The 14,309-nt window shown below is 66.1% G+C and carries 13 protein-coding genes; 8 read left to right on the plus strand and 5 right to left on the minus strand.

What is annotated here, in order from left to right; genetic code table 11:
* Positions 1-212 precede the first annotated feature (212 nt).
* Genes HLH28_RS00115 through glcF form a run of 3 tightly spaced genes read left to right on the plus strand, consistent with a single transcriptional unit; the run spans position 213 to position 4,247 of the window.
* Positions 213-1,676, plus strand: coding sequence for an FAD-linked oxidase C-terminal domain-containing protein (locus HLH28_RS00115; protein WP_456305437.1), 1,464 nt, complete (start codon positions 213-215; stop codon positions 1,674-1,676).
* A gap of 46 nt (positions 1,677-1,722) precedes the next feature.
* The gene (locus HLH28_RS00120) at positions 1,723-2,949 is read left to right on the plus strand and encodes an FAD-binding protein (RefSeq protein WP_182952971.1); all 1,227 of its coding nucleotides are present in this window, start codon (positions 1,723-1,725) and stop codon (positions 2,947-2,949) included.
* Positions 2,943-4,247, plus strand: coding sequence for a glycolate oxidase subunit GlcF (glcF, locus tag HLH28_RS00125; RefSeq protein ID WP_182952973.1), 1,305 nt, complete (start codon positions 2,943-2,945; stop codon positions 4,245-4,247). The genes HLH28_RS00120 and glcF overlap by 7 nt, the downstream gene beginning before the upstream one ends.
* 289 nt (positions 4,248-4,536) lie before the next feature.
* Here glcF and HLH28_RS00130 read toward each other — a convergent pair whose 3' ends face one another.
* Positions 4,537-5,172 carry a DUF4142 domain-containing protein gene (locus HLH28_RS00130; RefSeq protein WP_338029617.1) on the minus strand — a complete coding sequence of 212 codons (636 nt, stop codon included), beginning with the start codon at positions 5,170-5,172 and terminating at the stop codon, positions 4,537-4,539.
* Between the two features lie 397 nt (positions 5,173-5,569).
* Here HLH28_RS00130 and HLH28_RS00135 point away from each other — a divergent pair, with 397 nt between their 5' ends.
* A complete protein-coding gene (locus HLH28_RS00135) occupies positions 5,570-6,064 on the plus strand; it encodes a hypothetical protein (RefSeq protein WP_182953775.1) in 495 nt (164 codons plus the stop codon).
* A gap of 96 nt (positions 6,065-6,160) precedes the next feature.
* Here HLH28_RS00135 and HLH28_RS00140 read toward each other — a convergent pair whose 3' ends face one another.
* Together HLH28_RS00140 and HLH28_RS00145 are read right to left on the minus strand one after the other, a co-directional pair.
* Positions 6,161-6,538 (minus strand): hypothetical protein, encoded by a 378-nt coding sequence (locus HLH28_RS00140; protein WP_182952976.1) that lies wholly within the window; start codon positions 6,536-6,538, stop codon positions 6,161-6,163.
* A gap of 198 nt (positions 6,539-6,736) precedes the next feature.
* Entirely contained in the window at positions 6,737-8,662 is a 1,926-nt protein-coding gene (locus tag HLH28_RS00145) for an N-acyl-D-amino-acid deacylase family protein (protein ID WP_182952978.1), read from the minus strand.
* 584 nt (positions 8,663-9,246) lie between these two features.
* On the opposite strand from HLH28_RS00145, the gene HLH28_RS00150 reads away from it, so the two are divergent.
* On the plus strand, positions 9,247-10,305 hold the full coding sequence (locus tag HLH28_RS00150) for a zinc-dependent alcohol dehydrogenase family protein (RefSeq protein ID WP_220789875.1): 1,059 nt from the start codon (positions 9,247-9,249) through the stop codon (positions 10,303-10,305).
* On the opposite strand, the gene HLH28_RS00155 is transcribed toward HLH28_RS00150, so the two are convergent.
* Positions 10,277-10,657 carry a hypothetical protein gene (locus tag HLH28_RS00155; RefSeq protein WP_182952980.1) on the minus strand — a complete coding sequence of 127 codons (381 nt, stop codon included), beginning with the start codon at positions 10,655-10,657 and terminating at the stop codon, positions 10,277-10,279. The genes HLH28_RS00150 and HLH28_RS00155 overlap by 29 nt on opposite strands.
* Positions 10,654-12,393: a Na+/H+ antiporter gene (locus HLH28_RS00160; RefSeq protein ID WP_182952982.1), complete on the minus strand. Its 1,740-nt coding sequence runs from the start codon at positions 12,391-12,393 to the stop codon at positions 10,654-10,656. The genes HLH28_RS00155 and HLH28_RS00160 overlap by 4 nt, the downstream gene beginning before the upstream one ends.
* A gap of 382 nt (positions 12,394-12,775) precedes the next feature.
* Here HLH28_RS00160 and HLH28_RS00165 point away from each other — a divergent pair, with 382 nt between their 5' ends.
* The 3 genes from HLH28_RS00165 to HLH28_RS00175 are packed head-to-tail and all read left to right on the plus strand — an operon-like array spanning position 12,776 to position 14,171.
* On the plus strand, positions 12,776-12,925 hold the full coding sequence (locus HLH28_RS00165) for a hypothetical protein (protein ID WP_182953919.1): 150 nt from the start codon (positions 12,776-12,778) through the stop codon (positions 12,923-12,925).
* Positions 12,922-13,839 (plus strand): DnaJ C-terminal domain-containing protein, encoded by a 918-nt coding sequence (locus HLH28_RS00170; RefSeq protein WP_182952984.1) that lies wholly within the window; start codon positions 12,922-12,924, stop codon positions 13,837-13,839. The genes HLH28_RS00165 and HLH28_RS00170 overlap by 4 nt, the downstream gene beginning before the upstream one ends.
* Positions 13,836-14,171 (plus strand): chaperone modulator CbpM, encoded by a 336-nt coding sequence (locus HLH28_RS00175; protein WP_182952986.1) that lies wholly within the window; start codon positions 13,836-13,838, stop codon positions 14,169-14,171. Before HLH28_RS00170 ends, HLH28_RS00175 begins: the two co-directional genes overlap by 4 nt.
* Positions 14,172-14,309 lie beyond the last annotated feature (138 nt).

Genomic DNA, 14,309 nt, shown 5'->3' on the forward strand with positions numbered 1-14,309 from the left:
GACGGGCCGGCGGGCGATGCCCGGTGCGCCGCGTCGGGGGATGCTGTCGGGAAACGCCGCGATCCCGTCCGGGACGCACGGAGCTTTTCGGCTTCTGTTTCCGCCTTCGCGACGTTATTACATAAATCCGCGCGGACTCAAGGTCGCGGCGCGCCATGTGGCGACGCGGGAGGGGACGAACCATGCGCATGCCCGATCCGGATCGAGGGATCATGGCGCGACGCGGCGAACTGGCCGCGCGGTTGCGCCGGATCGTCGGCGCGCAATGGGTGCTGGATGACGAGGCCGAGCGCCGTCCCTATCGCTGCGACGGCATCACCGCCTACCAGGCGACGCCGCTCCTGGTGGTCCTGCCCGCCAGCACGGCGGAAATCCAGGCCGTGCTGGCCCTGTGCCGGGAACAGGGCGTGAAGGTGGTGCCGCGCGGGTCGGGCACGTCGCTGTCGGGCGGTGCCCTGCCGCTGGAGGACGGGGTGCTGCTGGTCACGTCGCGCCTGTGCGCGATCGTCGCGATGGACGTGGAAAACCGCGTGGCGCGCGTGCAGTGCGGGGTGCCGAACATCCGGATTTCCGAGGCCGCGCGTCCGTTCGGCCTGTGCTACATGCCCGATCCGTCCAGCCAGATGATCTCGACCATCGGGGGCAATGTCGCCGAGAATTCGGGCGGCGTGCATTGCCTGAAGTACGGGATGACCTCCAACCACGTCGTAGGGCTGGAGGCCGTGCTGATGTCCGGCGAGGTTATACGCCTGGGCGGCGCCTTCCAGGGGGCCGCCGATGGCGAACTGGACCTGATCGGCCTGCTGACCGGCTCCGAGGGGCTGCTGGCCGTCGTGACCGAAATCACCGTCCGTCTGGTCCCGCTGCCCGAGGCCGCGCGCGTCATGTCGATGGGCTTCGCGAGTGTCGAGGACGCCTGCCGTTGCGTCGGCGCCATCATCGGCGCGGGCATCATCCCGGCCGGCCTGGAATTCATGGACCGCAAGGTGCTGAACGCCGTGGCCTCGCTGCTGCGCGAGGAGCACGATCCGCGGACGGCGGCGTTGCTGCTGTGCGAACTGGACGGCACGGCGGCGGAAATCGACGCGCTGATCGACCGGGTGCGGGGCCTGGCGGACCAGGCCGGCGCCATCGACATCCGCACCAGCCGCACGGAGGAGGAGCGCGAGCGGATCTGGCGCAGCCGCAAGCTGGCCTTTTCCGCGATCGGCAAGATGTGCAAGGATTATTACTGCACCGACGGTACGATCCCCCGCAACCGCCTGCCGGACATCCTGGACCGGATGGCGGAATTGTCCCGCACGTACGGGCTGGATTACGCGAACTGCTTTCATGCCGGGGATGGCAATCTGCACCCCATCATCATGTATGACGCCGCCCGGCCGGGCGATCTGGACAAGGCCGAGGCCTTCGGGGCGGACGTGCTGCGGGCCTGCGTGGACATGGGCGGGGTTCTGAGCGGCGAGCACGGGGTGGGGGTGGAAAAGCGGGACCTGATGACCCACCAGTTCGCGCCCGCCGACCTGCGGCAGCAGCAGGTGCTGAAATGCGCGTTCGACCCAGGGGAACTGCTCAACCCCGGCAAGGTCTTTCCCACCCCCTGCCGCTGCGCCGAATTCGGGCGCATGCATGTGCGGGGCGGCGAGATGCGTTTTCCCGACATTCCGCGTTTCTGACCGGCCCGCGTTTCCGATTGGCAAGAACCGATGATCGCCCTTCTTCATGACCCCATCGTCTGATCCCGTCGTCTGCCGTCCCGCCTGCGCGGACGATGTCGCGGATGTCGTCCGCGCCGCATGCTCCAAGGGGCAGGCGCTGGAGGTCGCGGGCAACGGCACGCGGCGGGGCCTGGGCAACCCGGTGGCCGCCGCCGTGCGGCTGGAACTCGGCGGGCTGGACCGCGTGCATTTCTACGAACCCGACGATCTGGTGATCCGCGTCGATGCGGGCGTGCCCCTGGCGGAGGTCGAACGGATGCTGGCCGGGCAGGGCCAGTACCTGCCGTTCGAACCGCCCCGCCACGCGGCGCTGTACGGCGGCGACCCGGCGCGGGCGACGATCGGCGGGGCCGTCGCCACCGGCCTGTCGGGGCCGCGCCGTTTCCAGGTCGGCGCCGCACGCGATTTCGTCCTGGGGGTGGACGGCGTGAACGGGCAGGGCGAAGCCTTTGTCGCCGGCGGCCGGACGATGAAGAACGTGACCGGATACGATCTGTCGAAGCTGCTGTGCGGTTCGTTCGGGACGATGGCCGTGCTGACGACCCTGACCCTGAAGGTGCTGCCCGCGCCGGAAGCGGAACGGACGATGCTGTTCCCGTCGGCCGGGCTGGCGGGGGATATCGCGGCGCTGGCGGCGATCCTGTCCCGCCCGCTGGCGGTGACCGGGGCGGCGATCGTGCCCGACGGGGATGGCATGGCGGTGGCGCTGCGCCTGGAAAGCAGCGCCCCCGGGGTCGCCGATCACGCCGCGCGGCTGGACGGAACCGGCCTGCCGCCCGGGCGGGTGCTGGCGGCGGAGGAGAGCCGCGCCTTCTGGGCGCGCGTGCGCGAACTGGAGGCGCTGGGGGCCGGGGACGACGATGTCCTCTGGCGTATTCACCAGCCGGCGACGCGCGCGGCGGCCCTGGCCGATTCCCTGCGACAGGCGGGCCTGGTATCGTCACTGATGCTGGATTGGGGCGGCGCGCTGATGTTCTGCGTCACGCCCGCCATTGTTCTGGCCGGCCTGGACACAGCCGTGCCCCGCCTGCGCGCGCTGGCGGCGGGCGCCGGGGGACGGGCGATCCTGCTGCGTGCGCCCGACGGCATCCGCGCGGCCCATGGCGCCTTCCCCGCGCCGGAGCCGACGGTGCGTGCCCTGGCGGCGCGCACGCGGCGTGTCTTCGACCCCGTCGGGATCCTCAATCCCGGCCGGATGACGCTCGTGCGGGAAGGGGCAGAAGCATGCTGAACACGATTTCCCCGGCGGCGAAGGCCGATCCGAACGTCGCCCTTGCCGGCGAAATCATCGGTGCCTGCGTGCATTGCGGGATCTGCCTGTCGCATTGCCCGACCTACCAGGTCCGGCATGATGAAAATGACAGTCCGCGCGGGCGTATTTTCCTGATGAAGGAGATGTACGAACGGGGTGGTTCGCCAGACGTGCGCACGGTGGAGCATCTCGACCGCTGCCTGACCTGCCTGGCGTGCGAGGCGATCTGCCCGTCGGGTGTCGAATATTCCAAGCTGATCGGCCATGGACGGGAACATGTGGCCGCCCATTACCGCCGCCCGCCGGCCCAGGCGGCGCTGCGGCGGATATTGGTGACGCTGCTGTCCCGGCCACGGCTGTTCCGGATGGGGCTGGCCGCCGGGCGCGTCGGGCGGCCGTTCCGCGCGCTGCTGTCCGGCCCGCTGCGCGCGATGCTGGACATGGTGCCCACGGCGCCCCTGCCGGCGCCGAGCCCGGTCGACCGGCCGCAGATCTTCCCGGCGGAGGGCGGCCGGCGGATGCGCGTGGCCCTGTTGGCCGGTTGCGTGCAGACGGTGCTGGATTCCGCGATCAACGAGGCGACGATCCGCCTGCTGCGCCGCCACGGGGTGGAAATCGTGGTGGCGGCCGGCGCCGGATGCTGCGGCGCGCCGGCCGAACATATGGGCGACAGTGCGCAGGCATTGCCCCTGGTGAAGGCGAATATCGCGGCGTGGCTGCGCGAGGCCGATGGCCCGGACGGGCTGGATGCGGTGGTGGTCAATGCGTCCGGCTGCGGCACGTCGGTGAAGGCATACGGCCACGCCCTGCGCCTGGATCCCGCCTGGGCGGCGCGCGCGGCGCGGATTTCCGCCATGACGGTGGATATCAGCGAATTGATGGACCGGATCGGCCTGAGGCCCCCGGTCATCCGGCCCGGCCTGCGCGTGGCCTACCACGCCGCATGCTCCATGCAGCACGGCCAGCGCATCACCCGCCAGCCCCGCGCCTTGCTGGCGGCGGCGGGGTTCACGGTGCTGGACATTCCCGACGGCTATATGTGCTGCGGCTCGGCGGGTACCTACAACCTGCTGCAACCCGTCATCGCCGGCGAACTGAAGCAGCGCAAGGTCGCTGCCATCCGCATGGTCGGCGCGCAGGTGGCTGCCAGCGGAAATATCGGCTGCATGACGCAGCTTGCGGACGCGGTTGGCATTCCGTTCGTGCACACGGTACAGCTGCTGGACTGGGCTACGGGCGGCCCCTGTCCGGCTGGGTTGGAGGGATGTTTCGCCTGACGCCACAGATGCGCTGATGCCTGCTCCGGTCCATCCCGGTCCGCAATGCACGCCCATCGGTTTCCGCCGACGTTGAGCGAAAATGGTTTCAATGGCCGGGTCGGGTGGGGAGGGACTGGCCGCTTCCCAAGGTGGCGGCCCGGTCCGGGAAGGCGCCTTGGGTCTGCTGGCGGAACCTTTGCCCAGGCAATCTTGCCACGGCAATCGGCCCGATCACCTCTTGGAACGGGATGCTGGCGGGGCTCACGCCCCAGTCGGTATGGCCAGCGTCCGATCCCGGAACGGGGGCTTATTTAAGCTGCGCTTCATAGGCGGCGAGCATGGCCTTGGTGTCGTTCGCAAGTTTCACTAGGTCCGGATTCTTCGAACTGGCGATCTCGCTTTCAATGACGGGCTTCATCTTGGCATGGTCACGTGAAAGATACCGGATGTAGTTCCGGTCAAATGCTGCGCCATGCACATGTTGCATCCGGTCGATGATTTTCTGGTCTTCGCTGGACGGCTTGGCTGTCAGGGTGATGGCGTGCGTCGTTACAAGCTTCGTCAGCCTATCCTGGTTTCCCGTCAGATCCTTGACGATGGTTGCGCCAAGGGTTGCGACATCGCTGCGGGCCGCATGGGTTTCGGCGATCTTGGCCAGCGCGATCTGCGTCATGTCCATTTCGTTGAGTTTCTGCACAAAATCCGCGTCGGCGGTTGTAAGCGGAGCGGCTTTTTCCACTGCGGGCAATGGCGGCGCGGACGGCTGCCCCGCACTGCAGGCACCGAGTGCCAGAAGTGCGGCCATGAGAGGGGGAAGGGCAAGCGATTTGCGACGTGACGATAGCGACATGATCGGCAGATTCTCCTTGGGTTCGATGCGGTTCCGAATGACGGCCCGTGATGCCCGATGACGTTTCGAAGAAGCCGTTGCCGTGGCCGGCATTCCCGGTCCAGATCCGTAACGGCCGCCCTCTTGGCTGATGATATGTCCCATGATGAGAGCGCGGGGCGAGAAAGGCAATGGCGAAGTAAAGGCGCATTTCCTTTCACCAGATGTTCATAGATTCAATCGTAGATGACAGGGACACAATTTTGCCAACATTGTATTTAATCGCGAAAGAAACATTTTACGCTTGGCTTGGCCCTTGCATCGACCGGAAAGAGCGCACTAGGTTTGTCGAACAGATGCGCCGTGCCGGGCGTGTTCCGATCGAGGTGTGGGGATAATCCAGGAAATGAACTGTCGCGTTCTGTGTGTGCTCGCTGTCTCATCGCTCTCTCTCGGTCTGGGTGGGTGCGGATATTTTGATTCACGGGCTGCTCACAAGGCGCAGATCACCATGATCGGGATGACGTCCTACGATCTTCAGGCCTGTGCGGGGCTTCCAGCCGCCACCAAGCAGCTCAATGATACCACCCAGGTCTTCATCTATACCGGCACGCATGCACAGCCGAACTATGGAGGCTCGACGCTCATTCCGGTCGGTGACATCGTAACGACGATGTCACAGCTTGGCGGTGGTGGCGGGACGACCTGCACGGCCGTGATCCGCCTGGACCATGACCGGGTATCGGACGTGCATTACACGGGCGACAATGACGAAATGGTCGGAACGGACGGGATCTGTTCCATTATCACCCGTGGGTGCGCCCGTCAGCCTGAAGGCACGATGAAGAGGTCCGCCGGAGGCGTGTTTGGTCCGGTTTCGGCGTTCCACCCGCCCATTACGCCGAATCAGTCGACATCCGGCACATATTCGTCGCAGTCCGGCGCGGCGGTGCTCAATCCTGACAACAAATCTTCGGACTCGGTCATCATCCCCCGGCCCCAGTGAAGGGTCCGCCGAGGTACCAGCTGTCTGCGACGTCGGTTCGGCAGGAGAGTGCTGACCGAGCCGACGGGGGTTGTCACATCAGTTGCCCGATCCCGGTCACCCACGGGTCTGCATTTTTACCGGATGGCCGTCATTTGACCGCTGAATGGCCTGGTTCTGGGCCTTGGTGGTGACCCAGTGCAGGGCTGTCTCTGCCTCAGGGACGCTGAGAGTGCCGGTATCAACGTCCAGACCAATGCGCAGAGAGGCCATATCGACCTGTGAAAGCAGGTCATAATTGGTTCCTATGGTATCCGGACCATATCTGAAATGGGCCCCGGCGATGCAACTGAACCGCACGTATGCGGTGCCTTTCTTAAATGGATATCGTGCAAAACATCGGGAAACCGCCGCATGCAGGGCACCCTTGCCGTGGTCATCCGTACACGCCCCGGAAAAGGCGCATAGGAAGGCGACGGCAAGCAGGCGCTTCATCGTGGGAAAATCCTGATGTCATGGTGGAGCAGGATGATTCGAAATACAGTAATGTGACGACGTGATACAGGCCATATTTTTCATTGTTTTCGACAATGATACCGTCATCGGTTTCGGTATTTCGAGGAATCTGGATCTTCCTGTCGGGATTCCTCGTTCGGTCCATCCGGACCGGAAGTATCGATGGATTGGCGGGATTCACCTTTGCGACCGTTTGCGGCATCCAGGGTGCCGGGCCATATAGTCCCGTTCCCGAGGATGATCTCGCGACCTCAGGACGCGCCCGTAGGCATCTTTCCCGAACCCGGGGGCATATCTGTCGCCGTCCCAGGCGATCCTGCCCCCGATCATTACATTCCGTACGATGGACTCGGGGCGATTGACCACCTGTCTGCAGCCGAACCGTTCGCGGTGGACGAAACGATAGGTGTTTTCCGGATTCCACCTCTTCAGCGCCACGGGATCGATGACGCACAGGTCCGCCTGTGCGCCGACCCGCGCCAGCCCCGCATTCAACCCGAAGAATTCCGCCGGAAGCCCGGTCAACCGGTGGACGGCATGAGAAACCTGCGACAATCCGTCCCGCTGCGCGATTTGCAGCGTCCGCAGGTTGCCATCGTAAAACGCAATGTTGGCCAGATGCGCGCCGCTGTCGTTAAAGCCCGGCAATGTCTGATCGTGAAACAGGAGTTTCCTGACGATTCCGGCATCGTGATTTGCGATGGTCGTTTCCCAGCGCAGATCCGTATCCCATTCCCGCAGGAGATGCAGGAAGAAAGCCGCGTCGCTCCCGATCGGATCGGGGAATCCCGAGAACAGTTCCGCCTCGGCTTCATTGGCCGGCCCTTGCCGTCCGTTTGACGCCTGGGTCGCCAGAAGCCTGCGATAGGGCTGCCCCAGCGTTTCGCCGGCCCAGTTGGCAAGCGGGCATTCGGCAATGACCATGTCGTCCAGCCGCCGCGTGAGGACGACCTCCTCCTGACGCATTCGCCGCCGCAGCCTGGCCAGCGACCAGCCCCGTTTTCCCTTGAGCCACATCTTGTGGAATGCCTCGATCCAGGCGGGATCGTTCAGAATACGGGCGCGCCCCTGACGGTCATCGAGTTCCAGTTCGTTGAGAGCCCTGAATTCCGGAACCTCGTCCGCGATCGGGTTGATGGCGCCGTCGCTCCAGATCCGGAATGATGACGACAGGGCCTGGAAGCGGAATCTTCCGGCCAGCATTCCGGAATTCAGGATCCGGGACAGGAGCAGGCAGAGATACATGGCGGATCGATTGGTCCGCAGGTCGAGCGCCGCCAGCACGGTGGTCTTGAGCGGCCGGCCATACAGACGTCCGCTGGTCAGCAGGAAACTGCGGACTGCGGCCAGGATGTCGTCCTTTGGCGGCGTCGCCTGCCAGACCCGGCCGTAGCGACGTACGACACCGGTCAGACACGACAGTTCCCGGAATCCCGCATATTGCGTGGGGATCTTTTTCTTCTTGTTCGGCGCGTTGGCGAGAAAGTGGAACGGCAGCGCGTCCGTAGAAAATCCCGCATAGCCCTGGGACATCCCGGCGTCCAGCAGATGCTCCATGCGGGCAAGCTCCCGCCTCGTGGGGGGACGGGCTACGGACTGGTTCAGCCCCATGACTTCGATCCGGAGCATGGAATGCGGTATCAGCGGCACGACATTGGGACCAAGCGGGAGGCTTTCCAGATGGTCGAGATATCCTCCCGAATCCGTCCATGTGCAGGCGTCGGCCACCCGCCTCAGGACCGTCTTGGGCATGTTCTCGACGCGCGCGAAGCAGTCCACGATCGGATCCTCTCCGTCCCGCCGCTGATGGCCGTATGTCACGCCGATGGAACAATTGCTCATAATGACCGTCGTGGTGCCGTGACGCACCACCTCGGGCAGTTCGGGGGAAAGCTCGACCTCGAGATCAAGGTGCGTATGGATGTCGAGCAAACCCGGCATCAGCCACAAATCCCGGCAGTCTACCTCGGTGGTGCCGTCGTCCGCCTCCAGCTGGCGTCCGATCGCGGAGATCCGGCCATCCGTTATGGCTATGTCGGAAATGACGGGAGCGCTTCCAGATCCATCGAAGAAAATGCCGTTACGATAAATGATATCCGTCATGCCTGTCTCCGGAAGGGGACCACGGACACAGATCACGACCATATTGCTATGTGTATTGCTGTTTTGTCGCCCCGCCTGCCCCAGTTATAACAGCGCGGGACCGTATGAGTTCCTGACAGGACTTTTCATCCTGCGTTGCGCCCATCCCGGATCCAGGCGCACACCGGTCATTTCTCGAAAGAAGGGCTCTTACGTCCGGTAGCGCGCGATCTTCGGCAGGAGGCTGAATGCCGTGGAAAAATGGCGGCGGGACGGGGCGTGGAGAAGGTATCCAGGCAGCTCCGCGTATATCGGATCAGGACATGTTCCAGCGTACCGTCCGCGGTCCGCCGGCGCACCTTGGTCCTGGGGCGGAGGGCGAGGCCCGGCCCGTCGAAGAAGGCGTCCGGAGGAATCGATGGTTTTGAAAACCCGCTGGCCGTCGAGGTGCACCCGTATTTTCCGGCGCAGATCATCAAGGTCGCGTTATCCCGGTCGTGAAAATCCCACCGGGCGCGACGTCGCGCCGTGGCGGGCGTTACCGCCGCGCGGCGGACGGGCGGGACGGGCTTTCCTGCCCGGGCCCGCCTGGGACAGGAGGCGGGATGATGAAGGCGCTTGTCTATCGCGGCCCCGGCGACAAAGGGGTGGAGGAGCGGCCGAAGCCGCAGATCGTCCAGCCGGGGGATGCGATTGTCCGGATGGTCAGGACGACCCTGTGCGGAACGGACCTGCATATCCTCAAGGGCGACGTGCCCACCTGTGCGCCGGGCCGTATCCTGGGGCATGAGGGGATTGGGGTGATCGATGCGGTCGGGGCGGCCGTCACCACGTTCCGGGCGGGCGATCGGGTCCTGATATCCTGCATCACCGCCTGTGCCCGCTGCGACTATTGCCGGCGGGGCATGCCATCGCATTGCGAGACCGGGGGATGGATCCTGGGAAATGCGATCGACGGGACGCAGGCCGAATTCGTCCGGATCCCGCATGCAGAAACCAGCCTCTATCCCATTCCCGCCGGCGCGGACGAGGAGGCGCTGGTCATGCTCAGCGACATCCTGCCGACCGGGTTCGAATGCGGCGTGCTGAACGGCAAGGTCGCGCCGGGGGGCACGGTCGCCATCGTGGGCTCGGGGCCGATTGGGATGGCGGCGCTGCTGACGGCGCAGCTTTACTCCCCGGCCGAGATCATCATGATCGACCTCGATCCCCACAGGCTGGAGGTCGCGCGGCGGTTCGGTGCGACGCGCACCATCGACAGCGGCGAAGGCGACGCGGCGGCGCAGGTGATGGCCCTGACCGGCGGGCGGGGCGTCGATACGGCGATCGAGGCCGTGGGCATTCCCGCGACGTTTCAGCTGTGCGAGGATATCGTGGCGCCCGGGGGCACGATCGCCAATGTCGGCGTCCATGGATGCAAGGTGGACCTGCACCTGGAAACGCTATGGTCGCGCAACATCACGATCACCACCCGGCTGGTGGACACGGTGACGACGCCGATGCTGATGAAGAGCGTGCTGTCGGGCCGTCTGGACCCGGCGCGGCTGATCACCCATCGCTTCACGCTGGACACCATCATGGAGGCCTATGACGTCTTCGGCCAGGCGGCCCGGCATCAGGCGATGAAGATGCTGATCACGATGGCGGAGCCGCGCCCGGGCTGACGGCGGCACCACCCCCGCCCGCCCCGGTGCCGATGCGCTGCCAGGTGCCGCGGCTTTGCATACAGGCGGCATAGGCGTGTTTCATGCGCACGCGCTGGCTGCCGCCGGCGGGCGCGGCGCTTCCGGTCGGCGTCGCGGCCATCGTCGCATCGGTCTGGCAGAAGGCATCGTCGGACTGGTATTTCGACCCGTGCGGGTCGATGACCGTCTGATAGCCCCCGACGTTCCCGTACACCGTATGTTCGTGATGACGATGATGCCGGTGGGCCCCGGCCGGACGGGCGGTGCCCATCGACGCCCCCGCCAGCATCAGCAGGCATGCCAGCCGGGTCGCGGTGGTTCGGGCGGTCATGACGATGCTCCCTGGAAATCCATGCGCCGGGGCCCGGGGGATGGCGCGTCGCGGGGTGTGGCGCGCGGCAGGGCCTTGGCCTCGATCTGGAGTTCATGTTCCATGAAATCCAGTTCCTGGGTGATCGTCCACTCGGTTTCGTCGTTGATGCGCTTGTCCACCACCCTTCGGTGCAGCAATTCGCGCATGTGACGGATGACGTGCAGGCGCAGGGCCAGTTCGGTCCGTTTCTCGCGGATCGCGGCGGCGCGGATGTCGGCCTCGGCGGACTGTGTATCGTCCAGCCGGCGCAGCGTGTCCTGGTATTCGTGCAGCAGGCGGGAAATGGCCTCCTGCCGCAACTCGGCGGCCTCGTCCAGCTGGGCGCCGCCGGCGGTCAGCCGTTCCTGTTCGTCGTGCATGGTCTGGATCGCCGCGCGCGCCAGTTCGATGCGCATCGCGTCCAGCTCGCGCAGGGACGGGTCGTTTTCCCCCGGAACCAGCCCGGCCAGCAATCCGGGCATCGCGATGCTGGCCATCAGCAGCGAACAGACGATCACCCCGGCCGCCAGGGTCACCAGCAGGTCGCGCCCCGGGAAGGCCGGCCCGGCGGCGGATGCGACGGGCAGGGACAGCACGGCGGCCAGGGTGATCGCCCCGCGCGTGCCGGCCACCGTCATGACCAGCACGCTGCGCCAGGACGGGATGACGGTGTTGCGATGGCGGAAGCGCGCCAGGACCACCCGCATGGTGATCGAGATCCAGATCCAGGCGAAGCGCATCGCGCTCATGGCCACCTGGATGGCGACGATGGCCAGCAGCAGCGACCAGGGCGACAAGCCGCCGGCCCGCGCCAGGCGGATGCCGCCGGTCACCAGATCGGGCAGTTGCAGCCCCAGCAGCAGGAAGATCACCGCGTTGAACGTGAAATTCAGCATGTCCCACACGGTGGTGGACTTCAGGCGCGTTTCGGTCCGGGCCTCGCTCATCACGCCGGTCAGCTTGACGGTCATGCCCCCCGCCACGGCGGCCAGAATGCCCGAGCAACCGGCGGCATCGGCGATCAGATAGATGCCGAACGGCAGCATCATCGCCAGTGTGATGTGGGTCGGCGGGTCGTCGTAGCCGCGCAGCAGCAGATAATGCTCGGCCCGGCATGCCGCCCAGGCGATGGCGACGCCCACGGCGACCCCTCCCAGCGACATGACGATGAAGCTGCCCAACGCCTGCTGGAACGAGAACAGCCCCGTCATCGCGGCGGTCACGGCGAATTTGAAGCAGACCAGGCCGGACGCGTCGTTCAGCAGCGCCTCGCCATGCAGGATATGGACGACGCGGGCCGGCGCCCGGCCGCCTTCCAGCATGCTGCCCACCGAAACCGCGTCGGTGGGCGACATCACGGCGGCCAGCGCGAAGGCCGCCGGCAGGATAATGGGCGGGATCAGCCAGTGGATGAAATAGCCGCAGCCGACGGTGGTGAAGACTACCAGGCCCAGCGCCAGCATGATGATGACATTGCGCAATTCGCCGAATTCGCGCATCGGCATGCGGTAGGCGTCGGCGAACAGCAGCGGCGGGATGAACAGCAGCAGGAACATGTCCGGGTCGAAGCCGATCCGCAGTCCGGCCAGCGACGCCACGGATCCGATCGCGATCTGCACCAGCGGCAGCGGGACGGGCACGCGCCCGACTTTCGAGATGAGGCTGCTCAGTCCCGTCACTGCCAGCAGGGCCAGCGTCATGAAAACGGCATGCATGTCTGTCGTCCCGCGTCATGTCCGCGATCGGCTGGCGGCCCATCCCGTTAGAGCCTGTCTGCAAATGTAGGCCAGCGAGCGAGAGCGGAACGCAGGGAAGCGCCCGGCGCATGTTTTCGAGCACCGAAGCGGAAAGGGATGCGTCGGGTCGCCGACAGCGCGCATTTGCAGACAGGCTCCTAGGCGACGCGGCCGGATGTGTAAATGCGGCTGGCCACGGGGCAGATATTCGATTTCGTCCCGTCATGGCCGGCCGGGACCCGTTACGGTCGGGCAGGCGGTCGCATTGACCGCCTGCCGGTGGCTCCCCATTATTTCAACAAGGGCGTGCGTCCGGGCGGGGCGCGGGACGTCATGAAAAGGTGAAGGCAGGATGGCAGCGGTGGAGGATTATTTTCGTCCCCGTCTTCGGGCCCTGGTGGCAGAGGCGCGGCGGGACGGAATCGACACGGACGTCGCGGTCGCGGTTCTGCTGGACCTGCTCGACACGCTCGATTTCGCTTCAAGCCGGGGAGAAGACCCACAATCGTGAGCAATGATCCATACGAGATCCTGGGCCTGTCGCGCACGGCCAGCCAGGACGACATCCGCAAGGCCTATCGCAAGCTGGCCAAGACCCATCACCCGGACCTGAACCCGGGCGACAAGGTGTCGGAAGAGAAGTTCAAGGCCATCAGCAGCGCGCATACCCTGCTGTCCGATCCCGAGCAGCGGGCGCGCTTCGACCGGGGCGAGATCGACGCCACGGGGCAGGAACGCGGCTGGGCGCCCGGCGGGGGCGGCTATCGCGACCATGCCGAGGGCGCGCAGGGTTTCCGTTATTCCGCCGGCCATTTTTCCGAGGACGACCTGGGCGACGTCTTCGGCAGCATGTTCGGCCAGCAGCGGGGCTTCCGCCGCCGTCCGCAGGGGCCGGCGCGCGGCGAGGATCGCAGCTATTCCCTGACCGTCAGCTTTGCCGACGCGGTGAATGGTGGCACGTCGCGCATCACCCTGCCCGGGGGCGCCACCCTGGACGTGAAGATCCCGCCCGGGATCGAGGACGGCCAGGTGCTGCGCCTGCGCGGCAAGGGCGGCGAGGGGCATCAGGGCGGCCCCGCGGGTGACGCCCTGATCACGATCGGCGTCGCGCCGGACCCGGATTATACCCGTGACGGGAACGATATCCGCCTGACGCTGCCCGTCGGGCTGAAGACCGCCGTGCTGGGCGGCCCCGTCACGGTGCCGACGCCGGGCGGCCCGGTCTCGATGAACGTGCCGGCCCATTCGGACAGCGGACGGGTCATGCGCCTGCGCGGCCGGGGCGTGAAGGCGCATGGCGGGCGGGAGGCCGGCAATCTCTACGTCACTCTGAAGGTCGTGATCGGCCCGACCGACGAGGCGCTGGAAACATTCCTGAAATCCTGGACGCCGCCCGGCGGGGCGGGCGGGGAGGCGGCATCATGATGACAATCGAGACATTGTGCGTCCGCGTGGGCAACGTGACGGTCGCGGACATCGAGCGCTGGATCGACAGCGACTGGCTGCGGCCCGAGGGCGCGCCCGGCGCCTATGCGTTCCAGGACATCGACGCGGCCCGCGCGCGCCTGATCGCCGAGCTGCGCTCCGACCTCGGTGTCAGCGACGAGGGCATGCCCCTGGTGCTGTCGCTGCTGGACCAGCTGTATGACGCGCGGCGGCAGATGATGCGCCTGCGCGATGCGCTGGAAACGCCCCAGGCCGACGATATCCGCGCGCGGGTGCGCAGCCTGCTGGCCGACCTGCCGTCCCGCCCCTGAAAAACCGTTTCAAAAGCGGGTCCGCCGACGGTCCCACCTATGTTTCCCGTGCTTCGGCGCTCGGATCTCTCCCGACTCCATGATCGGGGTCCAGGGCCCAGGTCACACCCGCCTCTCAGGCCCTGGTGGGTTCGGGCA

This window comes from Gluconacetobacter tumulisoli, from assembly GCF_014174155.1.
GTDB lineage: Bacteria > Pseudomonadota > Alphaproteobacteria > Acetobacterales > Acetobacteraceae > Gluconacetobacter > Gluconacetobacter tumulisoli.